This is a genomic window from Streptomyces sp. NPDC056738, assembly GCF_042790435.1.
In the GTDB taxonomy this organism is placed as follows: domain Bacteria; phylum Actinomycetota; class Actinomycetes; order Streptomycetales; family Streptomycetaceae; genus Streptomyces.
The window spans coordinates 1-26,990 of record NZ_JBHTZF010000020.1 but is presented as its reverse complement, the minus strand read 5'-3'; the positions used below and the strand labels follow the sequence as shown (position 1 = coordinate 26,990).

The 26,990-nt window shown below is 71.3% G+C and carries 19 protein-coding genes; 9 read left to right on the top strand and 10 right to left on the bottom strand.

The genetic code is table 11. The annotated features are described in order from the left end of the window. Nucleotides 1-6 precede the first annotated feature (6 nt). A complete protein-coding gene (locus ACFRIC_RS36745) occupies nucleotides 7-642 on the bottom strand; it encodes a hypothetical protein (RefSeq protein ID WP_382795495.1) in 636 nt (211 codons plus the stop codon). A 423-nt stretch (nucleotides 643-1,065) separates the two neighbouring features. Between ACFRIC_RS36745 and ACFRIC_RS36740 the strand changes: the two genes are divergently transcribed. Genes ACFRIC_RS36740 through ACFRIC_RS36720 form a run of 5 tightly spaced genes read left to right on the top strand, consistent with a single transcriptional unit; the run spans nucleotide 1,066 to nucleotide 9,126 of the window. Beyond that, entirely contained in the window at nucleotides 1,066-4,041 is a 2,976-nt protein-coding gene (locus ACFRIC_RS36740) for a nitrate- and nitrite sensing domain-containing protein (RefSeq protein WP_382795492.1), read from the top strand. Continuing rightward, entirely contained in the window at nucleotides 4,038-4,475 is a 438-nt protein-coding gene (locus ACFRIC_RS36735; RefSeq protein WP_382795489.1) for a roadblock/LC7 domain-containing protein, read from the top strand. Before ACFRIC_RS36740 ends, ACFRIC_RS36735 begins: the two co-directional genes overlap by 4 nt. A gap of 9 nt (nucleotides 4,476-4,484) precedes the next feature. Then, nucleotides 4,485-4,880, top strand: coding sequence for a DUF742 domain-containing protein (locus ACFRIC_RS36730; RefSeq protein ID WP_382795487.1), 396 nt, complete (start codon nucleotides 4,485-4,487; stop codon nucleotides 4,878-4,880). A 24-nt stretch (nucleotides 4,881-4,904) separates the two neighbouring features. Further along, nucleotides 4,905-8,540 carry a hydantoinase B/oxoprolinase family protein gene (locus ACFRIC_RS36725; RefSeq protein WP_382795485.1) on the top strand — a complete coding sequence of 1,212 codons (3,636 nt, stop codon included), beginning with the start codon at nucleotides 4,905-4,907 and terminating at the stop codon, nucleotides 8,538-8,540. Next, nucleotides 8,521-9,126, top strand: a complete 606-nt coding sequence (locus tag ACFRIC_RS36720) for an ATP/GTP-binding protein (RefSeq protein ID WP_382795482.1) — start codon at nucleotides 8,521-8,523, stop codon at nucleotides 9,124-9,126. Before ACFRIC_RS36725 ends, ACFRIC_RS36720 begins: the two co-directional genes overlap by 20 nt. 116 nt (nucleotides 9,127-9,242) lie before the next feature. Here ACFRIC_RS36720 and glpK read toward each other — a convergent pair whose 3' ends face one another. From glpK to ACFRIC_RS36695, 5 genes are all read right to left on the bottom strand, one after another. Then, nucleotides 9,243-10,763: a glycerol kinase GlpK gene (gene glpK / locus ACFRIC_RS36715; protein WP_382795480.1), complete on the bottom strand. Its 1,521-nt coding sequence runs from the start codon at nucleotides 10,761-10,763 to the stop codon at nucleotides 9,243-9,245. A gap of 76 nt (nucleotides 10,764-10,839) precedes the next feature. Beyond that, nucleotides 10,840-11,580 carry an MIP/aquaporin family protein gene (locus tag ACFRIC_RS36710; RefSeq protein ID WP_382795477.1) on the bottom strand — a complete coding sequence of 247 codons (741 nt, stop codon included), beginning with the start codon at nucleotides 11,578-11,580 and terminating at the stop codon, nucleotides 10,840-10,842. Between the two features lie 331 nt (nucleotides 11,581-11,911). After that, nucleotides 11,912-13,555 carry an EAL domain-containing protein gene (locus ACFRIC_RS36705; protein WP_382795474.1) on the bottom strand — a complete coding sequence of 548 codons (1,644 nt, stop codon included), beginning with the start codon at nucleotides 13,553-13,555 and terminating at the stop codon, nucleotides 11,912-11,914. 117 nt (nucleotides 13,556-13,672) lie between these two features. Then, nucleotides 13,673-14,863, bottom strand: a complete 1,191-nt coding sequence (locus ACFRIC_RS36700; protein ID WP_382795472.1) for a lipid-transfer protein — start codon at nucleotides 14,861-14,863, stop codon at nucleotides 13,673-13,675. 28 nt (nucleotides 14,864-14,891) lie between these two features. After that, nucleotides 14,892-15,338: a Zn-ribbon domain-containing OB-fold protein gene (locus ACFRIC_RS36695; RefSeq protein ID WP_382795469.1), complete on the bottom strand. Its 447-nt coding sequence runs from the start codon at nucleotides 15,336-15,338 to the stop codon at nucleotides 14,892-14,894. 240 nt (nucleotides 15,339-15,578) lie between these two features. Between ACFRIC_RS36695 and ACFRIC_RS36690 the strand changes: the two genes are divergently transcribed. Further along, nucleotides 15,579-16,115 carry an NUDIX domain-containing protein gene (locus ACFRIC_RS36690; protein WP_382795465.1) on the top strand — a complete coding sequence of 179 codons (537 nt, stop codon included), beginning with the start codon at nucleotides 15,579-15,581 and terminating at the stop codon, nucleotides 16,113-16,115. 3 nt (nucleotides 16,116-16,118) lie between these two features. Here ACFRIC_RS36690 and ACFRIC_RS36685 read toward each other — a convergent pair whose 3' ends face one another. Then, entirely contained in the window at nucleotides 16,119-18,494 is a 2,376-nt protein-coding gene (locus ACFRIC_RS36685) for a TIM-barrel domain-containing protein (protein ID WP_382795462.1), read from the bottom strand. A gap of 213 nt (nucleotides 18,495-18,707) precedes the next feature. Here ACFRIC_RS36685 and ACFRIC_RS36680 point away from each other — a divergent pair, with 213 nt between their 5' ends. Further along, nucleotides 18,708-20,675: an acetoacetate--CoA ligase gene (locus ACFRIC_RS36680; protein WP_382795459.1), complete on the top strand. Its 1,968-nt coding sequence runs from the start codon at nucleotides 18,708-18,710 to the stop codon at nucleotides 20,673-20,675. A gap of 16 nt (nucleotides 20,676-20,691) precedes the next feature. Here the strand turns inward: ACFRIC_RS36680 and ACFRIC_RS36675 are convergent, their stop codons facing one another. Then, nucleotides 20,692-22,011 (bottom strand): aminotransferase class I/II-fold pyridoxal phosphate-dependent enzyme, encoded by a 1,320-nt coding sequence (locus tag ACFRIC_RS36675; protein WP_382795456.1) that lies wholly within the window; start codon nucleotides 22,009-22,011, stop codon nucleotides 20,692-20,694. A 111-nt stretch (nucleotides 22,012-22,122) separates the two neighbouring features. Between ACFRIC_RS36675 and ACFRIC_RS36670 the strand changes: the two genes are divergently transcribed. Then, nucleotides 22,123-23,337, top strand: a complete 1,215-nt coding sequence (locus ACFRIC_RS36670; protein ID WP_382795453.1) for an MFS transporter — start codon at nucleotides 22,123-22,125, stop codon at nucleotides 23,335-23,337. Nucleotides 23,338-23,359: 22 nt separating this feature from the next. After that, entirely contained in the window at nucleotides 23,360-24,253 is an 894-nt protein-coding gene (locus ACFRIC_RS36665; protein WP_382795450.1) for a hypothetical protein, read from the top strand. A gap of 78 nt (nucleotides 24,254-24,331) precedes the next feature. Here ACFRIC_RS36665 and ptsP read toward each other — a convergent pair whose 3' ends face one another. Further along, nucleotides 24,332-26,002, bottom strand: coding sequence for a phosphoenolpyruvate--protein phosphotransferase (gene ptsP, locus ACFRIC_RS36660; protein ID WP_382795447.1), 1,671 nt, complete (start codon nucleotides 26,000-26,002; stop codon nucleotides 24,332-24,334). A 77-nt stretch (nucleotides 26,003-26,079) separates the two neighbouring features. Beyond that, on the bottom strand, nucleotides 26,080-26,529 hold the full coding sequence (locus ACFRIC_RS36655) for a PTS glucose transporter subunit IIA (protein ID WP_382795445.1): 450 nt from the start codon (nucleotides 26,527-26,529) through the stop codon (nucleotides 26,080-26,082). Nucleotides 26,530-26,990: the final 461 nt, after the last annotated feature.

Sequence of the window (26,990 nt, the reverse complement as noted above, 5' to 3'; positions counted from 1 at the left end):
GCTTCCCTACGAGTGCGACAACTGCCCGGCCCCGCCCCGCCTGCGTATCCGCTCCTGGGCCCGCGCCGCGATCCGTGCCTGGCGCCGGGCCTTGCGGCGCTCGCGCCGGAGCGCCCGCGCCGTGCTGCTCGGCACCGACACCACGCCGTTCCGCTGGTTCCACACCTGCCGTGTCACCCACACGTCCAGGGCGGCCCACGTGGCGAGGACCGTACTGGCCACACTGCTGATGACCATCGGGAAGGCCAGCCAGGACGCCGTCACCGTGCACAGGAACGCCACCACGGCCTGGATCAGCGTGACCGAGATGACGAGCACCGCGCGCACCGCGGACGTGCGCACCGGATCGGGCAGCCGGCGCCTGCGCGCGGGTTCCTCGATCCACAGGGGCCGGTAGTATGCCCGCTCTTCGGGCTCCTCGTATCCGTACGTGCCGGCGCGCTTCTCCTCGGCTCGGCCGCCCCCGCGAGGGCCGGTCTCCCGGAGGTCCGCCGCACCGGCCGGGTCCTTCGCCGGTCGGGTGTCGGGACGGCCGTGTCCCGTTGCCGGAACCCCGTCGTCCGTTACCCGGGTGGCCAGTTGTGCCGCCTTTCCTGTCGCAACCTCAGCAGCGGGTGCCCCGCTCCGTTCCGCCGTGCCCATCAACTTGTCACTCCCCACCGCCCAGCAGTCCTCTCGCACGGGTGTCTCGCGACCCCCGCCCCCCAGTGGCTGCCCGGCTTGCGTTCTTTTACGCCGACTGAACGCGGCATGCGGCACCTGTGGCCGATTCCGCCCTCAATTCCCGTACTGACAGACGAACGACCTGCCCCGAAGATTCCCGCCGAGCGAAGAATTTCGGCCAAGTGACGAAGTTCCCCGCTTCGACGAGATCAGGCCCCAACTGCCGGATCAGGGGGCGCAATCTCCCCCAATGAACGGACAACTCCCCATGTCTCGTTCCCTGTCGGGCCGGATCCACCCTCCGGACGGTCTTCGAGTTGTCTCTGTGTCAGTAGTAGGCTCACGCCGTTTGTTGACGCACATGTGTGCCCCCGGACCGAGGGGGTCGAGCTGGGGGAGGCCATGCGCTTTCGCGGGAAGTCCATCCGCCGGAAGATTGTGGCGCTGCTCCTCGTGCCCCTGGTGTCGCTGACCGCCATCTGGGCTTTCGCCACCGTGCTGACGGGGCGTGAGGCGAGCCGGCTCTTCAGCGTCTCCGAGGTCGTGCAGAAGATCGGCTACCCGACCGAGGACACCGTCAGGGTTCTCCAAAGGGAACGCCGGCAGACACTCGTCTACCTGGCCGATCCTCGCGCCTCCGACGGACTTGCCGCGCTCAGGCGCAGCCGCGCCGCCACGGACCGCGTCCTGGCCAAGGTCCGCAGGAACGCCGCCGACAAGGGTGTGCGCAAGGAACTCGGCGCGGGCACCGCGGAGCGCCTCACCTCGCTCCTCGACGCCGTCGACGGGATCTCCTCGCTGCGCAGCGGCGTCGAGGACGGCACCTTCGACCGCGTCCAGGCCCTCGGCCTCTACGACCGGCTCGTCGACCCCTGCTACGTCCTGCTGGCCAACCTGCACGTGGTCGACGACGTGGAACTGGACAAGGAGAGCCGCGCCCTGGTCAACGTGTCCCGCGCCCGCGAACTGCTCTCCCGTGAGGACGCCCTTCTGGGCTCGGCGCTGGTCGCCGGACACCTCACCCGCGACGAACTCCGCCAGATCTCCGACCTCGTCGCCCAGCGCACCCTGCTGTACGACGTCAGTCTTCCGCTCCTTCCCTCCTCGGACCGCGCCCGTTTCGAGCGCTACTGGGGCAACGCCGGCACCGGGCCGCTGCGCGCGGCCGAACGGGCGGTCGCCGCCTCTACGGACGGCTCGCCCAGCGGCGTCACCGCGAGGAGCTGGGACGGCGCGGCCGGGCATGTGCTCACCGAACTCGGCGAACTCGAGGACCTGGCGGGCGACCACTACCGGGACCGCGTCAGGCCCGTGGCCATGAGCGTCATCCTCCAGGCGGTCGCCGCGGGCGTGGTCGGCCTCATCGCCCTGCTGACCTCGCTCTTCATGTCCGTACGCATCGGCCGGAGCCTCATCCGCGACCTGCGGCGCCTGCGCATGGAGGCCCACGTGGCGTCCGGCGTACGGCTGCCCAGCGTCATGCGGAGGCTCTCCGCGGGTGAACAGGTCGACGTCGAGACCGAGGTCCCGCGCCTCGAATACGACAGGAACGAGATAGGCGAGGTCGGCCAGGCCCTCAACACCCTGCAGCGCGCCGCCGTCGAGGCGGCCGTCAAGCAGTCCGAACTGCGCGAGGGCGTCTCCGAGGTCTTCGTCAACCTCGCCCGCCGCAGCCAGGTCCTGCTCCACAAGCAGCTCACCCTCCTCGACACCATGGAACGCAGGACCGAGGACACGGACGAACTGGCCGACCTGTTCCGCCTCGACCACCTGACCACCCGCATGCGCCGCCACGCCGAGGGCCTCGTCATCCTGTCCGGCGCTGCGCCGTCCCGGCAGTGGCGCAAGCCGGTCCAGCTCATGGACATCGTCCGCGCCGCCGTCGCCGAGGTCGAGGACTACGAACGCGTCGAGGTGCGCCGGCTGCCGCGCGTCGCCGTCACGGGCCCCGCCGTTGCCGACGTCACCCATCTCGTGGCCGAGCTCCTGGAGAACGCGACGGTGTTCTCGCCGCCGCACACGGCCGTCCACGTCGTCGGTGAACGCGTCGCCAACGGTTTCACCCTGGAGATCCACGACCGCGGCCTCGGCATGACCGCCGAGGCACTGCTCGACGCCAACCTGCGGCTCGCCGAGACTCCCGAGTTCGAACTCTCCGACACCGACCGGCTCGGCCTCTTCGTCGTCAGCCGGCTCGCCCAGCGGCAGAACGTCCGCGTCTCGCTCCAGCCCTCCCCGTACGGCGGCACCACCGCGGTCGTCTTCATGCCGGACGCGCTGCTCACCGACGACGTCCCGGACACCAACGGCATCGGGTTCCGCCTCGACCGCGCCCTGCCCGCCAAGGGGCGCAAGACCGAGGAACGCCCCGGAGCCACCCTCACCGAGTCGTCGGCGCGGCTGCCCGGTCTGCCCGCCTCGGTCCTCGACGGTCCCGTCGAGCTGGACGCGCCCGTCGACCTGGACACGCTCACCGGATTCCCCGGCGCGCTCGGCGACGACGACAGCGAACGCGGGGGACTGTTCCGTCCGCGGCGCTCCATCGCCGGGGTGCCCGCAGGGCTCCACGAGCAGGCTGGAGATGGCGACGAGGCCGCCCGGCCCGAGGACGAGGACCGCCCGGACGCGACTCCGGGCTCGCTGCCACGCCGCCGGACACCCAAGCTCGTCAGCTCCCACGGCCGTCCCGTCACGGGGACCAGGTCGTGGCGGGACCGGACGGACGAGGCGACGGCCCAGGACCTCGAATCGGTGCGAGATGCCGGGCCGGGGGAGAACGAGGACCGCCGGGACCGCCGCGTGCCCGAACTCGAAGGCGCGAAGCCACTGCCCAGGCGGCACGGCGAGCGGCCCGCCGTACCGGCCCGGCGCGCCGGTGATCGCTCCGGCGTCCCCGGTGCGAGGGGAGCCTTCGGCACACCGGGCAGACCCGCCCTCCACGGGGCACCCGAACCCTCCGGAGCACCCGGTCCCCGTGAGGGCGGCGGCCGCCCGGACGCGTCGGGCCACCACGACGCCCCCGCTCTGCCCCGGCGCACCCGCACCACGGCGTCCCCGGCGAGCCCCGGCGACGAAACGACTCCGCGCCGCGACACCGCGACCGGGCAGGCGGAAGCCGGTGGTACGGCCCCGCTGCCGCGGCGTGTCCGGCAGGCGAATCTGGCCCCCCAGCTGAAGGACGGACCGGCGCGGCTCGCCGAGCGCGGCCAGGGCCGCGACGGCACGAGGCCGGACCCGGTCGAACGGGACGCCGACGAAGTACGCAGTCGTATGGCCTCGCTCCAGCGTGGCTGGCAGCGCGGCCGCGAAGAGAACGCCGAGGGCGACCAGGCCCAGAACGGCTCAGTACGAGGAACGACAGAGGGGGACGGTCGATGACCGCACCGAAGGCCGCAGGGCCCGCCGCGACGAGTGTGTCCGGCGAACTGAACTGGCTTCTCGACGAACTGGTGGACCGCGTCGCCAGTATCAACAAGGCGATCGTGCTCTCCGGCGACGGCCTTCCGACCGGGGCCTCGAAGGACCTCACCCGGGAGGACAGCGAACACCTGGCCGCCGTCGCCTCCGGCTTCCACAGCCTCGCCAAGGGCGTCGGCCGGCACTTCGAGGCGGGCAGCGTCCGCCAGACCGTCGTCGAACTCGACGAAGCCTTCCTGTTCGTCACGGCCGCCGGTGACGGAAGCTGCCTCGCCGTCCTCTCGGACGCCGACTCCGACGTCGGCCAGGTCGCCTACGAGATGACGCTCCTCGTCAAGCGGGTCGGTGTGCATCTGGCCTCCAGCCCGCGCACCGATCTGCCCGCGGGCGGGTAGTGGGATGACATGAGCGGAGACGGTCAGGGAAGACGCCACTGGTTCGACGACGAGGCGGGCCCGGTGGTCCGCCCGTACGCGATGACCCGCGGACGCACCACCAGCGCGGGCCAGCACCGCCTCGATCTGATCGCGCTCGTGGTCACGGAACAGCACGCCGAGGACCCCGAGGCGGACCATTCGCTGTCCCCGGAACACGTGGACATCGTCGAACTCTGCCGTGACGTCCCCCAGTCCGTCGCCGAACTCGCGGCGGAGCTCGATCTGCCCATCGGAGTGGTGCGGGTCCTGATCGGGGATCTGGTGGATGACGAAATGGTCCATGTGACACGTCCCGTTCCCCCTGCCGAACTGCCGGACGAGAGTATTCTGCGCGACGTGATCAGCGGCCTCCGGGCGCTCTGAGCTGGGCGGAAACGGGGAACAGACGTGACAGGCTGGCAGTTCTGGGTCGACCGGGGCGGGACCTTCACGGACATCGTCGCGCGGCGCCCCGACGGGGGGCTGCTCACGCACAAACTGCTGTCCGACAATCCGGCCCGCTACGCCGACGCGGCCGTCGCCGGCGTCCGTGAACTCCTCGGCCACGAAGGAGACACGGACGCCCCGGTCGACGCCGTGCGCATGGGCACGACCGTCGCGACCAACGCCCTCCTGGAACGCAAGGGCGAGCGCACCCTCCTCGTCACCACCCGGGGCTTCCGTGACGCCCTGCGCATCGCCTACCAGAACCGCCCGGCCATCTTCGCCCGCGCGATCGAGCTCCCCGAACTCCTCTACGAGCGCGTGGTCGAGGTCGACGAACGGATCGCCGCGGACGGCACCGTCCTGCGCGCCCCCGACCTGGACGCTCTCGCCGCGTCCCTCCAGGAGGCCTACGACGACGGGATCCGTGCCGTCGCCGTCGTCTGCATGCACAGCCATCTCCACCCCGCCCACGAACAAGCCGTGGGCGCGCTGGCGACACGTGTCGGCTTCCCGCAGGTCTCGCTGTCCAGCGAGGTCAGCCCGCTGATGAAGCTGGTGCCACGCGGGGACACGGCCGTCGTCGACGCCTACCTGTCGCCCGTGCTGCGCCACTACGTCCAGCAGGTCGCCGCCGAACTCCAGGGCGTGCGGCTGATGTTCATGCAGTCCAACGGAGGCCTCGCCGAGGCCGGGCAGTTCCGCGGCAAGGACGCCATCCTCTCGGGCCCCGCCGGCGGCATCGTCGGCATGGCCCGGATGTCGCAACTCGCCGGCTACGACCGTGTCATCGGATTCGACATGGGCGGAACGTCCACGGACGTCTCCCACTTCGCCGGAGAATACGAACGGACCTTCACCACACAGATCGCCGGAGTCCGCCTGCGTGCCCCCATGCTGGACATCCACACCGTCGCCGCGGGCGGTGGATCGGTGCTCCACTTCGACGGTTCCCGCTACCGCGTGGGCCCCGACTCGGCCGGAGCCTCCCCCGGACCCGCCTGCTACCGCAACGGCGGTCCCCTGACGGTCACCGACGCCAACGTCGCGCTCGGGCGCGTCCAGCCCGCGCACTTCCCCAAGGTGTTCGGCCCCGGAGGCGACCAGCCCCTCGACGCCGCTCTCGTCCGGGACCGCTTCACCGCCCTCGCGCAGGAGATCCACGAGCGGACCGGCGACGCCCGCACCCCCGAGCAGGTGGCCGAGGGCTACCTGCAGATCGCCGTGGCCAACATCGCCAACGCCGTCAAGCGGATCTCCGTACAGAAGGGCCACGACGTCACGCGCTACGCGCTCACCACGTTCGGTGGCGCCGGAGGCCAGCACGCGTGCATGGTCGCCGACTCGCTCGGCATCCGCACCGTCCTGGTCCCGCCCATGGCAGGCGTCCTGTCCGCCCTCGGCATCGGACTCGCCGACACGACGGCCATGCGCGAACAGTCCGTCGAGACACGCCTCGAACCGGCCTCCATGCCCGGCATCCTCAAGACCGCCGACGACCTGGAAAGCGCCACCCGCGCCGAACTCCTCGCCGAGGACGTCCCCGAGCACCGCATCCGGATCACCCGCCGGGCCCAGCTCCGCTATGACGGCACGGACACGGCACTGACCGTCGAGCTCACCGAGCCCGACACCATGACCCACGCCTTCGAAGAACGTCATCGCGCCACCTACTCCTTCACCCTCGACCGTCCGGTCGTCGTCGAAGCCCTCTCCGTGGAAGCCACCGGTCTCACCGAACCCCCCGATCTCTCCGCCCTCGCCCCCGACGAGGCCGCACCCGCCTCCCGCCCCACCGCCACGACCGTCCGACTGCACACGGACGGCGCCTGGCGCGAAGTGCCCCTGCACCAACGCCGGCAACTCCCGCCCGGCCGGACCGTCGACGGACCCGCGATCATCGCCGAGGCAGGCGCGACAACCGTCGTCGACGACGGCTGGCGGGCCGCGACGACGGACGACGGGCATCTGGTCATGGAACGCGCGGCCGTCACGGAGAGTTCCGATCTCGGCACTCAGGCGGACCCCGTTCTGCTCGAGGTCTTCAACAACCTCTTCATGTCCATCGCCGAACAGATGGGCGCCCGACTGGAATCGACCGCCCAGTCCGTCAACATCAAGGAGCGCCTCGACTTCTCCTGCGCCCTGTTCGACCCCGACGGGAACCTGGTGGCCAACGCCCCTCACATCCCGGTCCACCTGGGCTCGATGGGCACGAGCGTGCAGGAGGTCGTCCGGCGGCGCGGCGACCGCATGCGGCCCGGTGACACCTACGCGGTCAACGACCCGTACCACGGCGGCACCCACCTCCCCGACGTCACCGTGATCACCCCCGTCTTCGACACGGAGGGTGAGCGGATCCTGTTCTACGTCGCCTCGCGCGGCCACCACGCCGAGATCGGCGGCATCGCCCCGGGCTCCATGCCCGCGAACAGCCGCACCATCGACGAGGAGGGCGTCCTCTTCGACAACTGGCTGCTCGCCGAGAACGGACGGTTCAGGGAGGCGGAGACACAGGCCCTGCTCACGGCGCCCCCGTACCCGTCGCGCAACCCGGGGACGAACCTCGCCGACCTGCGCGCCCAGATCGCCGCCAACCGCAAAGGCGTCGACGAAGTGGGCCGGATGATCGAGGACTTCGGGCTCGACGTCGTCCAGGCGTACATGAGGCACGTCCAGGACAACGCGGAGGAGGCAGTGCGCCGCGTCATCGACACGCTCGAAGACGGCGAGTGCGCCTACGAGACGGACTCGGGGGCGGTCATCCGGGTCCGCGTCTCCGTCGACCGCGAAGCACGCTCGGCCACCGTCGACTTCACCGGCACGTCAGCGCAGCTCGGCACCAACTTCAACGCCCCCTTCGCCGTCGTCAACGCCGCTGTCCTGTACGTCTTCCGCACCCTGGTGGACGACGACATCCCACTCAACGACGGCTGCCTGCGCCCTCTGAACATCGTGGTGCCGCCGGGGTCGATGCTCGCCCCGGAGCCCCCGGCCGCCGTCGTCGCGGGCAACGTGGAGACCTCCCAGGCGATCACCGGCGCCCTGTACGCGGCCCTGGGCGTCCAGGCGGAAGGCTCCGGCACCATGAACAACGTGACGTTCGGCAACGAGCGCCACCAGTACTACGAGACCGTGGGCTCCGGTTCGGGCGCCGGCGACGGCTTCCCCGGCGCCCCCGTCGTACAGACCCATATGACCAACTCGCGGCTCACCGACCCCGAGGTCCTGGAGTGGCGACTGCCCGTCAGGCTGGAGGAGTTCGCGATTCGACACGGCAGCGGCGGCCCCGGACACTGGCCGGGCGGCGACGGAGCCGTACGGCGCATCCGATTCCTGGAGACGATGACCGTCTCGACACTGTCGCAGCACCGCAAGGTGCCGCCGTACGGCATGGCGGGCGGCGAGCCCGGTGCTCTCGGCGTCAACCGGGTCGAGCGCGCCGACGGCACGGTCACGGAACTCGGCGGAAGCGACGCGGCGGACGTCGGACCCGGCGACGTACTCGTCATCGAAACCCCCGGCGGCGGAGGCTACGGCCCACCGCCGCACGACCCCCATCAAGCAGGAGAAGAGATCGATGATCTTCGGGCGTTCTGAGCGCGGGAAGCCTCCGGTCGAGCCCGTCACGCTCAAGATCCTGGTAGCGGGCGGCTTCGGCGTGGGCAAGACGACCCTCGTCGGCGCGGTCAGCGAGATCAGGCCGCTGCGCACCGAGGAAGTCCTCACCGAGGCGGGCCGGCCCATCGACGACATCAGTGGTGTGGAGGGCAAGCACACCACGACCGTCGCCATGGACTTCGGCAGGATCACGCTGCGCGAGGACCTGGTGCTCTATCTGTTCGGGACCCCCGGGCAGGATCGTTTCTGGTTCCTCTGGGACGAGCTCGCCACAGGTGCCCTGGGTGCCGTCGTGCTGGCCGACACTCGCCGTCTGGAGGACTGCTTCGCCGCGGTCGACTACTTCGAACGGCGCTCCATACCCTTCGTGGTGGGAGTCAACTGCTTCGAGGAGGCCGCCCGTTACCCCGCGGAGGCAGTCCGCCAGGCCCTCGACCTCGACCCGGACGTGCCCGTCGTCCTCTGCGACGCGCGCGACCGCGAATCGGTCAAGGAAGTCCTCATCCGCGTCGTCCAGCACGCGATGGCACAAGCGGCGGCCGCTCGTGAGGCCGTCTCGACCTGACGCCGCCCCGGCGCCGTCACGACGCGCGGGTGCGGCCCGTACCCCCGCCGACCGGGGTACGGGCCGCGGTCACGCCCACGCGCGCGTGGTTCACCCGCCTCCCACGCGCGCGGGAGTCACTCGACGGTGTCGTCGTGCCAGCCGAAGCTCTTCTCCACCGCCCTGCGCCAGTTGTCGTACTCGCTGTCGCGCACCGACGCCTCCATGGACGGCGTCCATTCGACGTCCTTCTGCCAGTGCCCCTTCAGCTCGTCGAGGCCGTTCCACACCCCGGTCGCCAGCCCCGCCGCGTACGCGGCGCCCAGGCAAGTCGTCTCGGAGACCTTCGGACGGATCACCGGCACGCCGAGGACGTCCGCCTGGTGCTGCATCAGCAGGTTGTTCTTGGTCATGCCGCCGTCCACCTTCAAGGTGGTGATCCGCACCCCGGAGTCCTGGTACATGGCGTCCACGACCTCACGGGTCTGCCAGCTCGTGGCCTCCAGGACCGCGCGCGCGAGGTGCGCCTTCGTGACGTACCGCGTGAGACCGGTGATGACACCGCGCGCGTCCGAGCGCCAGTAGGGGGCGAACAGGCCAGAGAAGGCGGGCACGATGTACGCGCCGCCGTTGTCGTCGACGCTCGCCGCCAGCGTCTCGATCTCGTCGGCGGAACGGATGATGCCCAGTTGGTCCCGGAACCACTGGACCAGGGCGCCCGTGATCGCGATGGACCCTTCCAGGCAGTAGACCGGAGCCTCGTCGCCGATCTTGTATCCCATGGTGGTCAGCAGCCCGTTCTTCGACGGAACGGGCCTGTTGCCGGTGTTCAGCAGCAGGAAGCTGCCGGTGCCGTAGGTGTTCTTGGCCGTGCCGACGTCGTAGCAGGCCTGGCCGAACACCGCCGCCTGCTGGTCGCCGAGCGCCGACGCGACCGGCACACCGGCGAGTTGGCCCACGGCGGTGCCGTACACCTCGGCGGAGGACCTGATCTCGGGCAGCACCGCCTCGGGGATGTCCATCGCGGAGAGGATGGAAGGGTCCCACTGGAGGGTGTCCAGGTTCATCAGCATGGTGCGCCCGGCGTTGGTCACGTCGGTGACGTGCCGTCCGCCGTCGGTGCCGCCGGTCAGGTTCCAGATGAGCCAGGAGTCGATGGTGCCGAAGGCGATCTCACCGCGTTCGGCGCGAGCGCGCAGGCCCGGGACGTTGTCGAGCAGCCAGGCGGCCTTCGGCCCGGAGAAGTAGCTGGCCAGGGGCAGTCCGGTCTGCTCGCGGAAGCGGTCCTGGCCGTCCGGGCCGCCCAGTTCGTTGCAGAGCGCCGACGTGCGGGTGTCCTGCCACACGATCGCGTTGTGGACGGGCTTGCCGGTGGCGCGGTCCCACAGAACGGTCGTCTCGCGCTGATTGGTGATGCCGAGCGCGCTGAGCTGGTCGGCGCGCAGTCCGGCCTTGGCGAGCGCTCCCGCGACCACGGCCTGCACCTTGGACCAGATCTCGGTGGCGTCGTGCTCCACCCAGCCCGGTTTGGGGAAGATCTGCCGGTGTTCGCGCTGGTCGACGGCGACGATCGCGCCGCCCTGGTCGAAGATGATGCAGCGGCTTGAGGTGGTGCCCTGGTCGATTGCGGCGACGTACTTCTCGGCGTGGTCCGTCATGTCGTCCCCTTACGTGTTCTTCGTCAGGAGGCTGATGTCTCGTCAGGAATCCGCACTTCGAGGTGGCGGCGATGCGTCAGAAGGCCACGTCGTAGATCCCGGCGCCGATGGCGGCGCCGGCGACGGGACCGACCACCGGGATCCAGGAGTATCTCCACTCCGACGTGCCCTTGTTCGGGATCGGCAGCAGCGCGTGCGCTAGGCGCGGCCCCAGGTCGCGGGCCGGGTTGATGGCGTACCCCGTGGGGCCGCCCAGGGAGAGTCCGATGCCGACGACGAGGAAGGAGATGAGCAGGACCGGCAGCCCCGCGTCGCCGATGCCGGCGACGTGCTTGTCGCCGCCGACCATCGCGAGGATGGGAAGCATCAGAGCGGCGGTGGCGATGGTCTCTGTGATCAGGTTCTGTACCGGGTTGTCGATCTCGGGACGCGTGGAGAAGATCCCCAGGGTCTCGATGGCCTTGTCCTCCTCGGCGTTGAGGTTGAACTGCCCGAGGTAGAGCAGCCAGCACAGGACCGCGCCGAGGACGGCGCCGGCGAACTGGCCGGCGAGGTAGAAGGGCACGTCCGACCACTTGGTGGAACCCTCGATCGCGAACCCGATGGTCACCGCCGGGTTGATCTGCCCTCCCGACAGCGGCGCCGAGGTGTAGGCACCGGCCAGGACACCGAAGCCCCAGCCGAAGGTGATGACGATCCAGCCCGCTCCCTGGGCCTTCGATCTGTTCAGGGTGACAGCGGCGCACACACCCGCGCCGAAGAGAATGAGAATCGCTGTGCCGATCAACTCGCCTACGAAGATGTCTCCGTTGCTCATGGCGGCTCCTGGGCTCTCGCCCGGAACGATCAGCTCCGGGCCGACGTGCGAGGGCGTTCCCATGGCTGTTTCCGCCGGAGGCGGGGAGGTCCCGCACCCCGCCCGGCGTCCCGGAAGTGTTCACCGGTGCCCAGGGGGCGTCAAGGTCGTGGACCGCACCGGTTGCGGGGCGCCACGTGGACGCGTCACGAAGGTCCGCCGGCACCGTACGGACGGAACCGGCCAGTCGGTCGAGTGGTCGTGCGATCGGGTGGTCAGATGATCGGGGTCAAGGCGATCGAGGTGCAGGCGATGGGGGCGCGTGCGATCGAGGTGCGGGCGGTCGACCGGATCAACCGGTGAGCGTCTGCCCGTACGGCTCCATCGGACCGGTCCCCACACCGCGCCGGACCTCATGACCGGGCAGTCCCGCGCGCCCCAGCACCCAACTCGCCCCGTCCAGGGCCTTGGCGGCCTGCTTGAGCGGTGCCAGCGAGGTGGCCGCCTGCCGGTGGTCGAGCACGCTGCCGGGCGCGCACAGCACCGTGGCCAGCGACAGGGTGACGGCGCGCCCGCCCGCGGCCCAGGGCGTGTCCAGCACCGACGCGGCCAGCGGGTCGAGCGTGTCGGGGTCGGCGAGGACCAGGAAGTCGTCGCCGCCGATGTGCCCGACCATCGTGGCCTCGGACGCCGCGTGCTGCAGCATCCGCCCCACCGCCTTGATCAGCTCGTCGCCGGCCGCGAAGCCCGCTCCGTCGTTGACCTGCTTGAAGTGGTCGATGTCCAGCCAGCTCAGCGCGAACATCCGGCCGTCCGCGATCCGCCGGTCCACCTCGCCGGTGATCGTGTCCGAACCGGGCAGCCGGGTCAGCGGGTTGAGCCCCGCCGCCTCCTCGACCCGGCTCTCCGACAACGCCCGTACGAGATCCGCGAGGCGTACGACACCCACGCACCGTCCGTACCGGTCGACGACCGCGACATCGTCGGACGTACGGTCCCGGTCCCCGTCCGCGACCACGTCGAGCACTTCCCAGGCGGTCGCGTCGAGGCCGACCGTACGCGGCGCGTCACCCAGCTTGGCGGCCGGCCGGTCGGCGTACAGGGCGTGCCCGTAGCGGCCGGACATCGACAGCAGGAACCGTGACCGGTGCACCGAGCGGACCGGTATCCCGAACGGGTCCACGAGGAGCACGCCGGACACCTCGGGCGACCCGGTGAGCAGGGACCTGACCTCTCCGGCCGACGCTGAAGCCGGCAGCAGCGCGGCCGGGCGGACGAACTGCCCCACGGACGGCCCGGACCGGGGCGCGCTGCGGGCACCCGGTGACAGCGCCGGAACGTATACATCCGCCGAGGGCCGCCGGGCCGGCGGGGCGAACAGATCGCCCTGCGCGAGCTGCGCACCCGCCGACACCGCGGCGGCGCACTGCAGTTCCGTCTCGACGCCCTCGATGGACAGCAGCGCGCCGAGCTGTTCGCACAGCGTCCGCATCGCGCGTACCGCGGCGGGCCGCGACAGCAGGGACACGTCGAGCTTCATCAGCTCCGGGGCGAGGTCCGTGAGCAGACGCAGCGGTACGTCGCCGTCGCCGATGCCGTCCGCGCAGATCCGGAAGCCCTGGCCGCGCACCGTGGCCACCGCCTCCAGCAGGGCGTGCTGCGGCACGTGCGTGTACGGCGGGACGACGTCGACGGTGACCTCCCAGGGAAGCCGTCCGGCTTGCCGCACCTCGTTGCGCAGCGCGGAGAGCCGGCCGAGGTCGGCCAGCGTTCCGGCGAACACGTTGACGTGCAGGGGGAGCAGCGTCTCCCTGCGTGCGGCGGCCCGGATGGCCAGCGCGGCGAGCCGGCCGTCCAGTTCGGGATCGCGGCGGGCTCGCGCCAGGATGTCGCCGGACTCCGGGCGGGCGAGCGTCTCCAGCGCCGCGACCCCTCCGGTCGTCAGGTTGACGACCGGCTGGAAGGCGAAACGGACCATATCCGTCCAGGAGGGCACAACAGCATGGTCCCGCTGTCGGCGTACGCCGGTGTGCGATTCACGAGGTGTTCACGCAGGATTCCGGGGTCGTCACAGCCGGTGCGGAAGGAGGGGCCGACGCAGCCCACCACGCGCCTAGCGAACCGCCACGACCGAGGAGCCGTGCCCGAACAGCCCCTGGTTCGCGGTGATCCCCACCCGTGCCCCGGTGACCTGCCGGTCACCGGCGTCCTCGCGCAACTGCCAGGTCAGTTCGCACACCTGGGCGATGGCCTGCGCCGGAACGGCCTCTCCGAAGGAGGCGAGCCCGCCGCTGACGTTCACCGGTATGCGTCCGCCGAGCGCGGTGGCGCCTTCCCGCAGGAGCTTGGCGCCCTCGCCCTCGCCGCAGAGCCCGAGATCCTCATACCACTGCAGTTCCAGCGCGGTCGACAGGTCGTAGACCTCCGCGAACGAGAGATCCTCCGGGCCGACACCCGCCTCCTCGTAGGCCGCTCGGGCGATGGACGCCCGGAAGGTCTCGGACGCGGGTTCCACGGCGGCCGCCGAGTCGGTGGCGATGTCCGGCAGATCCAGCACGGTGTTCGGATAGCGCGGCGACACCGTCGACACCGCGCGGATCCGCACCGGCTCCGCGATGCCGTGCCGGCGCGCGAAGTCCACGCCCGTCAGCACCACGGCCGCGCCGCCGTCCGAGGTCGCGCAGATGTCGAGCAGCCGCAGGGGGTCGGCGACCACGGCCGACGCGGCGACCTCCTCGGCCGTGACCCGCTTGCGGTAGCGGGCGTTGGGATTGAGCGCCCCCAGGGCCGCGTTCTTCACCTTCACCTGGGCGAAGTCCTCCGGAGTGTCGCCGTACAGGGCCACCCGGCGGCGCGCGTACAGCCCGAAGTACGTCGGGTTCGTCGCCCCGAGGACGCGGAAGCGCAGCCAGTCCGGATCGTCCGGCCGGTCCCCGCCGGCAGGGCGGAAGAACCCCTTGGGTGCCGCGTCCGCGCCCACCACGAGGACCACCTCGGCGAGGCCGGAGAGGATCTGAGCCCGTGCTGTGCCGAGCGCCTGTGCCCCGGAGGCGCAGGCCGCGTACACACTCGTCACGCGTGCTCCCTGCCACCCCAGCGCCTTCGCGAACGTCGCCCCCGCCACATGTCCCGGGTAGCCGCCGCGGACGGTGGACGCGCCCACGACCGAGTCGACGTCCCCCCAGCCGATCCCCGCGTCGGCCAGCGCGGCACGCGCCGCGGCGACCCCGTACTCGACGAAGCGGTGTCCCCACTTGCCCCACGGGTGCATCCCCACGCCCAGCACCGCCACGTCACCGGTCACGCCCTCACCCCCGTCAGCCCCGCGCCCCTCATGCCATCACCCCTGTCGGCCGCCAGTGCCATGTCGTCCAGGTGGTCTCCTCGTCCTCGTGCAGCACACCGGGGACGACCTCCACCTCCATGCCCACCGCCAGGTCGGAGACGGTGATTCCGGGAACCGCCTGGCCGAGCACCACGAGGCATTCGGATTCCAGTTCCACAGCGATCAACGCGTAGGGCTCCCAGGAGAGTTGCGGATCGGTCACATAGGGTGACGGTGGCCGGTAGCGGCTGTCCGTGTACGACCACACGCGGCCCCGGGGAGACAGCGGCGCCTCCGTCAGTTCGCCGCCCGCGCATCCCGGATTGCGGCAGAAGGCGTCCTCCCGGGGGAAGAACACCGAGGCGCACGCCGAGCAGCGCGTGCCGAGCAGACGGAAGTCCTCCCCTTCCCCTGTGAACCACCCGGCGACGACAGGTGTGCGTGTACGCGACACGGTCCCTCCACGGCGCTCGATCTGACGGAACGTCAGAAGTGTGCCACGCGCGGGGAAAATTGGGCAGGGCGTCCGCGCGGACCGACGGGCGCCACCTGCGGCCGGAGCCCCGGCCGCCGGTGAGGGTATGCAGGGAGCGCCCCGACCGCCCCATCCGTCCCGACCGGGAACTTCCGCCCCGGCCGTGTCATCCCGTCCAACCCGAAGACGCCCGTTCGGTGATGGACTACAGTCCGCGGCGTGCCCGAAAACCCGCACCCGCCCGCCGACTTCGCACCCGACTCGCACTGTTCGAGCTGCGGCGCCCCCTACGGAGAGGGCATCTCCGGCTGGCCCCGCACCTGCGCCGCCTGCGGCACGGTCGCCTACCGCAATCCGCTTCCGGTCGCGGTGGCCCTGCAGCCCGTCTACGACGACCGGGGCGCTGCCCTCGTGGTCATCACCCGGACCATCGCTCCCGCGCGCGGGGGAGTCGCCCTGCCCGGGGGATTCATCGACCACCGGGAGGACTGGCGGCAGGCCGTCGTGCGCGAGCTCAAGGAGGAGACGGGCATCGACGCCGCGAGCAGGGAAGTGCGGCTCGCCGACGCGATGAGCTCCCCGGCGGGCCATCTCCTGCTCTTCGGGCTCCTCCCGGAACGCCCGGCCGCCGAACTGCCGAAGTCCGCCGCCACCGACGAGACCGAAGGCTGGCACCTGCTGCGCCGGCCGGCCGAACTCGCCTTCCCACTGCACACCCTGGCCGCGCGCGCATGGTTCGAGGGGCGGTACATCTGAGGGTCAGCGACGGGGTCTGCCCAGTCCCCGCACCCGTACGGGATACGACGGCTCGCTCAGGCCCCCCGTGCCGCTCGCCCTTCGCACCACCACCTCGTCCTCCTCCCAGCGGGACACATGGCGCTCGGCCTCCGGTTCCTCCCAACCGTCGCCCGTGTCCGCCACGACGAGCCCGACACCGCCGCTTCCCCGCGCGGGCGCCCACGCCTCCAGCTCCAACCCGCCGTCGGCACCGCGCACGGGCACGACGGCACCGGCCCGCGCGAGCACCGGAATCCGCGACAAGGGCGCGTCGACCACCACCTGCGCCGGCCCCTCGTACGCCTCCTCGGTGACCGTGTCGTACCAACGCCCCCGCGGCAGGTGCACCGTCCGCCGGACCGCACCAGGGTCGAGCACGGGAGCCACCAGGAGGCTGTCGCCGAGCAGGAACGCGTCCTCGCAGTCGCGCAGCGCCCGGTCCTCGGGACTGCCCCACCACACGGGCCGGACGTAGGGAGCGCCCGTGCGGCGCGCCAGATGCGCCAGCGTCATGAAGTACGGAAGCAGCCGCCGCCGTTCGAGGAGAGCCACGCGCGCGTGCTCCAGGACCTCGTCACCGAACTCCCAGGGCTCCCTGCGCCCGGCCCGCAGACTGGCGTGCGTGCGGAACAGCGGGAGGTACGCGCCGAGCTGGAACCACCGCAGATACAGCTCGGGCGACGGGCTGCCGTCGAAGCCGCCCACATCGGGTCCCGAGTAGGGCACCCCGCACAGCCCGAGCCCCAGCACCAGGGACAACGACGCCCGCAGCCCCGGCCAGCCCGTGGCCACGTCCCCGGACCACGTCCCCGCGTAGCGCTGCAGACCCGCCCACCCGGAACGCGAGAACAGGAACGGGCGCTCCCGCGGCGCCAGTTCACGCAGCCCCTCGTAGGCGGCCCGGGCCATGCCCAGCGCGTACACGTTGTGCGCCTCGCGGTGGTCACCGCCGCGGCCCTCCAGGGAGTGCCGGGCCGAACGCGGCAGCGTCGGCTCCCCGAAGGCCGTGAACGACGTCGGCTCGTTCATGTCGTGCCAGAACCCGGCGAACCCCTGCGCGAGCCGCTCCTCGTACAGCCCGCCCCACCACGCGCGCGCCCGCGCGTCCGTGAAGTCCGGGAACACGGCCTCCCCGGGCCACACGACACCTCGTACGAGCCGTCCCGAGGCGTCCCGCACGAAGGCATCCTCGGCCAGACCGCTGTCGTACACCTCGTTGCCCGGCTCCGCCTTGACCGCCGGGTCGACGATCGACACCAGCCGGATCCCGTCGCGCCGCAGCTCCTCGGCGAGCTGAGGGAGCTTCGGGAACCTGTCGCGATCGACGGTGAACACCTGGTGGGCGTCGTAGTGGTCGATGTCCAGATGGACGGCGTCCAGCGGCAGGCCACGCTCCTGGTAGCCCGCGACGATCCTGCGCACCTCCTGCTCGCTGCCGAAGCCCCACCGCGCGTGCTGGTGCCCCAGCGCCCATGCGGGCGGTAGCGCCGCGGCACCGGTCAGGGACGCCCAGGAGTGCAGCACGCGCGCGGGGGTGCCCACCATCACCCAGCAGCGCAGCGGCCCGCCGTCCATGCGCAGTTCGCTCGACCCGGCCCGGTCGTGCCCGGAGCCGGCGCCCTCCTCGCCCTCCCGCAGGACCACGGTGCCGTCCCACGTCGTGTCGTGGAACACGAGATGCGTACCCGCGTCGGCGACGACCATCTGCACCGGCATCGTGAGGTACAGCGGATCGTCGCCCGGCCCGAAGGCCTGTCCGGGGTCCGTGTTCCACAGCCGGTACGTCCCCTCGCGGAGCCGCAGCCCGGCCGCCCGGCCGCCCAGACCGAAGAACCGGGCGTCGGCCGCCACTTCGGAACGCTGCATCCAGCGGGCGGTGCCGCCGTCGACGGGTTCCCACCACCGGGGCGGCAGATCCCGGCGCAGGACCACCCCGCCGGGCGTCAGGACCTTGACCGCGCCGTGCCGTGACACCGTGACCGTGACCCGCTCGGCCACGACCCGCCAGCCGCCGTCCTTGTCCGGCTCCAGGACGGCCCGCGGATCGGGTTCGGGGGACCGGCCGGCCAAGGCGTACGACGGCTCCGGCGCGACCGCGTCCCAGCCCCAGAAGACCGCCCCGCCCACCGTGACCGTGATCCGCAGCTCCGAGCGGGTGAAGCGGACGACTCCGCCGCCGGGGCCCGGCTCCACACCGAGCACCGGCCCCGGTACCCGCGCCCGCTCGGCGCCCCGCCGGGGCAGCCCGGAGGCGTCGGCACGCCTCCTGCGCCACGCGGCTCGTACGGTGAGCAACCCCTGAGTGGTACCCCCCGAGCCGACCGCTTTCACCGAACGCACCAGGTCACGACCGTCCATGCTGCTCACCCTGCCACTACCGGCGCCCGTTGAGTGAGCCGTTCAACTGCCGTTCACCTGGTGCGCGGCCACATCTTCATGTAGCCGACTATGTGGGGCGTGCCCTGGTAAAGAAGTCGATCACATGGCATCGTCCGTGTCAGCCGCGTGACGCGCACACCCCCGCTCGTGCGCGACCGACGCCCACGACGCGCACAGCCCGGGAGCCGCCCCATGTCCACCACGAACCCCTCACCGCTCTGGCAGCCCACCGCCGAGGGCATCGCCCAGGCGCGGGTCACGAAGTTCCAGGCCTGGGCGGCCGAACGGCACGGAGCGCCGGCCGAGGGAGGCTACGCGGCCCTGCACCGGTGGTCGGTCGACGAGCTGGAGACGTTCTGGAAGGCCGTCACCGAGTTCTTCGACGTACGGTTTTCCGCCCCTTACGCGCGCGTGCTCGGCGACCGTGCCATGCCCGGAGCCGACTGGTTCCCCGGAGGGACCCTCAACTACGCGGAGCACGCCCTGCGCGCCGCGGAGACCCGCGCGGACGAACCGGCCCTCCTGTATGTCGACGAGAGCCACGAGTCCGTCCCCGTGACGTGGTCCGAGCTGCGCCGTCAGGTCGGCTCCCTCGCCGCGGAGCTGCGGGCCCTCGGTGTACGGCCCGGAGACCGGGTCAGCGGCTATCTCCCGAACATCCCCCAGGCCGTGGTCGCCCTGCTCGCCACGGCCGCCGTGGGCGGGGTCTGGACTTCTTGCGCCCCCGATTTCGGCGCGCGCAGCGTCCTCGACCGCTTCCAGCAGGTCGAACCCGTGGTCCTGTTCGCCGTCGACGGCTACCGCTACGGCGGCAAGGAGCACGACCGCCGCGACACGGTCGCGGAACTGCGCCGCGAGCTGCCCACCCTGCGCGCCGTCGTGCACATCCCGCTGCTGGGGACCGAGGCACCCGAGGGCGCGCTGGAGTGGTCGGCGCTGACCTCCGCCGACGTGGAGCCCGTCTTCGAGCAGGTTCCCTTCGGCCATCCCCTGTGGGTGCTCTACTCCTCAGGTACGACCGGCCTTCCCAAGGCCATCGTCCAGTCCCAGGGCGGCATCCTCGTCGAGCACCTCAAGCAGCTCGGTCTGCACTGCGACCTGGGCCCCGAGGACCGCTTCTTCTGGTACACCTCCACCGGCTGGATGATGTGGAACTTCCTCGTCTCCGGCCTGCTCACGGGCACCACGATCGTGCTGTACGACGGCAGCCCCGGGTATCCGGACACGGGCGCCCAGTGGGGTGTCGCGGAGCGCACGGGAGCCACCCTCTTCGGTACGTCCGCCGCCTACGTCATGGCCTGCCGCAAGGCGGGGGTCCACCCCTCGCGCGACTTCGACCTCAGCCGGGTGCGGTGTGTCGCGACGACCGGCTCGCCGCTGCCCCCCGACGGATTCCGCTGGCTGCACGACGAGGTCCGCGAGGACCTGTGGATCGCCTCCGTCAGCGGCGGCACCGACGTGTGCTCCTGCTTCGCCGGAGCGGTACCGACGCTCCCCGTGTACATCGGCGAGCTCCAGGCGGCCGGTCTCGGCACCGACCTCCAGTCCTGGGACGCCGGCGGCAAGCCCCTCGCCGACGAGGTCGGCGAACTGGTCGTCACCAACCCGATGCCGTCGATGCCCATCCGCTTCTGGAACGACCCCGACGGCAGCCGCTACCACGACAGCTACTTCGACACCTATCCCGGAGTGTGGCGGCACGGCGACTGGATCACCGTCACCTCCAGGGGCTCGGTCGTCATCCACGGCCGCTCCGACTCCACGCTCAACCGGCAGGGCGTGCGCATGGGCTCGGCCGACATCTACGAGGCCGTCGAGCGCCTTCCCGAGATCAGGGAATCGCTCGTCATCGGCGTCGAACAGCCCGATGGCGGCTACTGGATGCCGCTGTTCGTCCACCTCGCGCCCGGAGCCGTCCTGGACGAGGACCTCCTGAACCGCATCAAGGGGACCATCCGCGAACAGCTCTCCCCGCGCCACGTTCCCGACGAGGTCATCGAAGTACCCGGAGTGCCCCACACCCTGACCGGCAAGCGCATCGAGGTACCCGTGAAGCGCCTGCTCCAGGGTGCGTCGATGGAGAAGGCGGTCAACGTCGGATCCGTGGACGACGTCGAGCTCCTGCGCTTCTACGAGAAGCTGGCCCGCGAGCGAGGCTGACGGGCCTCCCCGGGCGTCAGCCCCCGTAGGTGGCCTCCGACTCGCCGAGCACCGCGGTGAAGTCGGAGGCCAGGCGCACGGCGTCGGCGGGCACGAGCTCCGCGACCGAGATGCGCACACCGGGTGCGGCCGAGGTCCGGAAACGCGCGCCCGCCGCGACCCACCATCCGTACGAACGAAGACCGTTCACCACGGCCGACTCGTCCCGAACGGGCACCCAGACGTTCAGCCCGCTCACGCCGTGAGCTCGGACGCCCCGGTCCGCCAGTTCACGCAGCAGCGCGTTCCGGCGCAGCGTGTACGTCTCCTGGGCACGTGCCGTCAACGCGCGCGTGGCGTCGTCCGTCATCAGCCGGAGCACCGTCTCCTGGAGCAGATGACTGACCCAGCCTGAGGTCAGCAGCAGGCGTCCGTCGTGCCGGGCCAGTGTCGTCGGATCGCAAGCGGCGGCCGCCCACCTCAGGTCGGTCCCCAGGAACTTGCTGACCGTGCGCACATGGACCCAGCGGTTCAGGCCGCCCGCCGTCACAGTGCGCAGCGGAGCGCCGGCGACGGACGACGCGTGGTCGTTCTCCACGACCAGCACGTCGGGCGCCTCCTGGAGCACCGCGACGAGAGCGTCCCGCCGTTCCGCGGAGAGGCTGCCACCCCAGGGATTCTGCGCCCGCGGACTGAACACGACCGCGCGCACCCCCGCTCGCAGAGCCGTCCGCAGGGCGTCAGGGCGGATGCCCTGGTCGTCCACCGCGACCGGAACCGTGCGCAGTCCCAGCGCCGTGACCAGGTCCAGCAGATGGTGGTAGCCGGGGTCCTCCATCGCGACCGCGTCCCCCGGACGGAGTTCCACGGAGAGCAGCCGCCCGATCAGGTCGAGCGCGCCGTGGGCGAACGTCACATGCTCCGCCGGCACTCCGTCGGGATCCAGCCAGTCGCGTACGGCCTCCTCCAGTCGTGCCAGACGCGGTGAACCGCGATGGGAGCGCGCGCCGATGGAGAGCTGCGAGGGCGGCACCAGCAGGGGCAGCAGCGCGGGGTCGGGATGCCCGCCCGCCAGGTCGCGCAGTCCCTCGGGCACGCGGGGCGGGCGCCGTGACGCCACCGAGGGCGCGGCGGCGACGACGGTCCCGCCGCGTCCGCGGGTCACCACGATCGCGCGTCGCCGCAGTTCCTTGTACGCCGTCGCGACCGTCCCCGGACTGACGCCGAGCCGCTCGGCCAGAGCGCGCACGGGAGGCAGCGCCGTGCCCGGCTCCAAGGCGCCCTCGGCCACGCCCCGTTCCACGGACGCGGCAATTCCCTTGGCTGTCGTACCACTGATCGAATATTGTGTTGCCACGTTGCTGAGTATGTATCAATACATAATGTGAGGCAAGGGGGAACCGTGAGCCCGACGCGCCGCGCAGCCGCATGGCCGCCACGCATTCCGGGAGGGCCCGACGGCCGAAGAATGCTCTGGATCGCCCTGGTCGACCGCACCGGCAGCGGCCTGTGGGCAGCCGTCTCCGTCCTGTACTTCACCTACGTCGCCGGCCTCTCGGTCGCGCAGATCGGCACCCTCGTCGCCGTGGCCGGAGCGGTCGGCATCGCCGGCGCGCCCCTGGGCGGACGCATGGCCGACCGACTGCCCCTGACCCGCGTACTGATCGGGCTCCAACTCCTGCGCACCCTCGCCGCCTTCGCCCTGCTGACCACGGACGACTACGCCCTCCTGGTGGCCTTCTCCGCGGTCGGCAGCTTCGGCGACCGGGCCGCGAACGTCCTCACCAAGCTGTACGCCACCCGTGTATCGGGACCCGACCGCGTCCGCTACCAAGCCCTCAACCGCACCGTCGCCAACGCCGGTTGGGCTCTCGGAGGTCTCGCCGCGGCGGGCGCCCTGACCATCGGCACCACCGCCGCCTACCAGTGGCTGCTCACGGGCGACGCCCTCTCCTTCGTGGCCGTCGCCCTCGCGACCGCCCGCTGCGGCGAACCGCCCTCGGCCGCCCGCACGATCGCCACGTCGAAGGACCCGGCCCCGGCCCCCGCGACACGCCCCGCCGGCCCCTGGCGCGACCGCACCTACCTCGCCTACGTCGCCACCGAGACCGTCCTCTTCCTCGACGACGCGGTGTTCAAGGTCGGACTGCCCCTGTGCGTCGTGCACTCCGAGCAGGCTCCCCACGGCCTCGCGCCCCTGCTGATGGTCCTGAACAACGTGATGGTCGTGACCCTCCAAGTCCCCCTGGCCCGCCTCGGCGCCACGACCGCCGCGGCCCGCGCCCTCCTCGTCCCGCTCTCCGTGTTCTCCGCGCTCGGAGGAGTCCTCCTGGCGCTCTCGGCGACAGGCGGAGCCACGGCCGTGACCCTGTTCCTGACCGCCGCGGCCGTCGCCTTCACGGTGACGGAGATGCTCCACGCCACCGTCTCGTGGGAACTCTCCGTGGCCCTCGCCCCGGACACCGCCCAGGGCGGCTACCTCGGCGTCCACGGCCTTGCTCAGGCGGTACAGCGCAGCGTCGGACCACTCGCTGTCACAGCCGCCATCGCGGCCGGCCCCCTCGGGTGGACTCTCTTCGGCGCGACCATGGCCACGACTTGCATGTTTCAGCACTGCCTCGTGCGCGAACGGCTCACCCACCACGCGTTGTCAGTGCCGCCGGTTACTGTGAGTGAGCATTGATCGACTGCGCACAGGGGGAAACATGGCGCACACCCAGCACCACACCACGCGACGCGTCCTGCGCCGCGAAATCGCCGGCACCATCGGCCTGCTGACCGACGAACAGGACTTCCGGGCGATGCTGCGCTACCGCACCTTCGCCTTCGACGACCATACGACCTATCTCCAGCAGGTCGAGGGCCTGCTCAAGACCCTCGCCGCCCAGGGCAGCCACACGACAGTGGCACTCTTCGACCCCGAGGAATACGCCGAGTTCTGCGCCGAAAGCGGCCTGGAACCCGACACCCCGGTCAGCCGTACCCGCTTCACCGCCCAACTGGCGGCGACCGGCCCCACCATCCCCTACGACGGACAACCCCTGGACGAACTGGTCCCGGACCTCGTCGACGAAGCCGTCCGCCGCGCCACCTGGGAGTACGCCACCACGCTCCTGGCCCGCACCGGCACCTGCGCGACCTGCGGCGAGGACATCGGCCGCGCCGCCTTCATCCGCGCCGCCCACCTCCTCGCCCGCATCGTCGACACCGCGAGCCCCGGAGACCTCCACCTCGTGTGCAGCGTCTCCTCGGCTCCCGACACACTCGTCGCCGTACTCCGGACAGAGGGACGCTGCGAGGACACCGCAGGCCTCGACGAGTCCGAAGCCCTCGAATTCACCACCGTCCTGGCCCTCGGCATCGCCACCAGGAGCGCCTGCGGACTCGTCATGCGCACCACCGCACCCGACTCCACCGACCGTGTCTACGGATGGCGCCTGCGCGGCGAACACCTGGAACCCCTCACCGCGGGCGAGGTGTTCGACGCCTACTGCACCGACCTCGATTCCGGCGATCTGGTCTCCCCGGAATCCGGCGTCGACTATTGCGTACCGCCCGACCTCGGAGACGAGGGAACGGGGACGAGCCACACGCACTGAACGCGAAAGGGGCGCCCCATCCGAAGATGGAGCGCCCCTCCGTACCGAGAACCGCCGCCCGATGACGGCGCCGTCCGGTTACTCGCCCGACAGCACCGCCTGCGCCGCGGTGCGCGCCTCTTCCGCCGTGTCCGCGGCACGCGCGGCCGAGGCCGCCCGCTCGCACTGGGCCAGCGTGTACTTCGCCAGCGTCGCCCGGACGTAGGGAATCGACGCGGCACCCATCGACAGGGAGGTGACACCCAGACCGGTCAGCACACAGGCCAGCAGCGGGTCCGACGCCGCCTCGCCGCAGACACCGCAGCTCTTGCCCTCGGCCTTGGCCGCCTCGGCGGACAGCGCGACCAGGTCGAGCAGCGCCGGCTGCCACGGGTCCTGCAGCCGGGACACCGCGCCCACCTGCCGGTCCGCGGCGAACGTGTACTGCGCGAGGTCGTTGGTCCCCAGGGAGAGGAACTCGACCTCCTGCAGAATCGACCGCGCCCGCAGCGCGGCCGACGGGATCTCCACCATCGCGCCGAACTTCGCCCGCAGCCCGGCCTCACGGCACGCGTCCGCGAACGCCTTGGCGTCCGTACGGTCCGCGACCATCGGAGCCATCACCTCGAGGTAGACCGGCAGCCCCTCGGCGGCCTTCGCGAGCGCGGTGAGCTGCGTCCGCAGGACATCGGGGTGGTCGAGCAGCGAACGCAGACCCCGGACACCGAGCGCCGGGTTGGGCTCGTCGGCCGGCGTCAGGAAGTCCAGGGGCTTGTCCGCGCCCGCGTCCAGCACCCGCACCACGACACGGCCCTCGGGGAAGGCCTCGAGCACCTGACGGTAGGCCTCGACCTGCTTCTCCTCGGACGGCGCCTGCTTGCTGTCGTCGAGGAACAGGAACTCGGTACGGAACAGACCGACACCCTCGGCACCGGCCTCCACGGCCGCCGGCACGTCCGCCGGACCGCCGACGTTGGCCAGCAGCGGCACCTTGTGCCCGTCGGAGGTGGCACCCGGACCCGTCGAGGCGGAGAGCGCCGCCCTGCGCGCGGCAGCCGCCGCCTCGAGCTGCGCCTTCTTCTCCGCGCTCGGCTCCACGAAGATCTCGCCCGTGCTGCCGTCGACGGCGATCACGGTGCCCTCGGCAAGCTCACCGGCGCCGGGGAGCGCCACGACGGCCGGTACGCCCAGCGCACGGGCCAGGATCGCGCTGTGGCTCGTCGGCCCGCCCTCCTCCGTCACGAAACCGAGGACCAGGGTCGGGTCCAGCAGCGCCGTGTCGGCGGGCGCGAGGTCACGCGCGATGAGGACGTACGGCTCGTCGCTGTCCGGGACACCCGGCATGGGCACACCGAGCAGCCGGGCGACGATACGGTTCCGCACGTCGTCCAGGTCGGCCACGCGTCCGGCGAGGTACTCACCGGCGCCGGCGAGCAGCGCCCGGTAGGCGGCGAGCGCGTCGTAGACCGCACGCTCGGCCGTGCTGCCCACGGCGATCCGCCGGTTCACGTCAGCCGTGAGCTCGGGGTCCTGGGCCATCATGGCCTGGGCCTCGAGCACCGCCTGGGCCTCGCCGCCCGCCAGATTGCCGCGCGCGATGAGGTCGGCCGCCACGTCCTCCACGGCCTTGCGCGCGCGTGCCTGCTCGCGTGCCGCGTCCTCCGGGGGAATCTGCTTGGCAGGCGGTTCGAGGACCGCCGTTCCCATGTGCCGAACCTCGCCGATGGCCACACCGTGGCTCACGCCGACGCCTCGCAGCGTTGTCTCCATCTCACCCGTCTCCGCATAGTGCGGCGTCACCGCCGCCGTGATGTTTGTCGAACGCGCCGTCCAGGACAGCGTCGAAGTCACTGCCAGCCGAACAGCGCGTCGCCGGCCTTCACGTCGCCGTCCTCACGGACGTCCGAGAGGGAGTCCGCGGTGGCTTCGAGGGCCACGACCGGGCACACCGGGGACTTTCCGGCCTCCTCGACGGCCGCGGGGTTCCAGCGCACGACACTCTGGCCGCGCGTCACGGTGTCCCCCTTGTTGACGAGCAGCTCGAAGCCTTCGCCGTTGAGCTGCACGGTGTCGATGCCCAGGTGCGTCAGCACGCCGTGGCCCTCACCGTCGACGACGACGAACGCGTGCGGGTGAAGGGAGACGATCACGCCATCCACGGGAGAGACAGCCTCCGAGGGTTCGCGCACGGGGTCGATCGCCGTACCGGGGCCGACCATCGCTCCGGAGAAGACGGGGTCCGGTACCGCGGCGAGTCCGATGGCGCGTCCTGCAAGAGGGGACGTCACGGTGGTCATGGAAAGCCTCCGAGGGGGGTGGAGATCTATACGGGCCGTCACTGCCTGTCCCGGACAGCGCACTGTTGAGCAGGGTATGTCATATGAAGTGCCGGTTCCGCGCGAGAGATCCCGGTTGGCGCCGTAGAGGACAGGGCAAACGATTTGCGCCCGCTCCCGCACCCCATGTAGAGTCGTACTCCTGCCTGAGGCTGAGCGGCGTGACCAAGGCGTCGTTGCCCGGCAGCACCCAACTTGTCAGATCCTATCTCGGGGTCCTGTTCCGCATGTCTGCGGGATGGTGGTCAGTGAGACGGAAAAGGACTGATAGAGTTCGGACTCGCCGGAAAGGGAAACGCGAAAGCGAGAACCTGGAAAGCACCGAGAAAATCGGATACGGAAACGGTCTGATAGAGTCGGAAACGCAAGACCGAAGGGAAGCGCCCGGAGGAAAGCCCGAGAGGGTGAGTACAAAGGAAGCG

Bases quoted from the DNA above. Each gene is read 5' to 3' on its own strand.
- ACFRIC_RS36745 (WP_382795495.1), bottom strand. From the start codon at position 642: ATGGGCACGGCGGAACGGAGCGGGGCACCCGCTGCTGAGGTTGCGACA.
- ACFRIC_RS36740 (WP_382795492.1), top strand. From the start codon at position 1,066: ATGCGCTTTCGCGGGAAGTCCATCCGCCGGAAGATTGTGGCGCTGCTC.
- ACFRIC_RS36735 (WP_382795489.1), top strand. From the start codon at position 4,038: ATGACCGCACCGAAGGCCGCAGGGCCCGCCGCGACGAGTGTGTCCGGC.
- ACFRIC_RS36730 (WP_382795487.1), top strand. From the start codon at position 4,485: ATGAGCGGAGACGGTCAGGGAAGACGCCACTGGTTCGACGACGAGGCG.
- ACFRIC_RS36720 (WP_382795482.1), top strand. From the start codon at position 8,521: ATGATCTTCGGGCGTTCTGAGCGCGGGAAGCCTCCGGTCGAGCCCGTC.
- glpK (WP_382795480.1), bottom strand. From the start codon at position 10,763: ATGACGGACCACGCCGAGAAGTACGTCGCCGCAATCGACCAGGGCACC.
- ACFRIC_RS36710 (WP_382795477.1), bottom strand. From the start codon at position 11,580: ATGAGCAACGGAGACATCTTCGTAGGCGAGTTGATCGGCACAGCGATT.
- ACFRIC_RS36685 (WP_382795462.1), bottom strand. From the start codon at position 18,494: ATGGACGGTCGTGACCTGGTGCGTTCGGTGAAAGCGGTCGGCTCGGGG.
- ACFRIC_RS36680 (WP_382795459.1), top strand. From the start codon at position 18,708: ATGTCCACCACGAACCCCTCACCGCTCTGGCAGCCCACCGCCGAGGGC.
- ACFRIC_RS36670 (WP_382795453.1), top strand. From the start codon at position 22,123: ATGCTCTGGATCGCCCTGGTCGACCGCACCGGCAGCGGCCTGTGGGCA.
- ACFRIC_RS36665 (WP_382795450.1), top strand. From the start codon at position 23,360: ATGGCGCACACCCAGCACCACACCACGCGACGCGTCCTGCGCCGCGAA.
- ptsP (WP_382795447.1), bottom strand. From the start codon at position 26,002: ATGGAGACAACGCTGCGAGGCGTCGGCGTGAGCCACGGTGTGGCCATC.
- ACFRIC_RS36655 (WP_382795445.1), bottom strand. From the start codon at position 26,529: ATGACCACCGTGACGTCCCCTCTTGCAGGACGCGCCATCGGACTCGCC.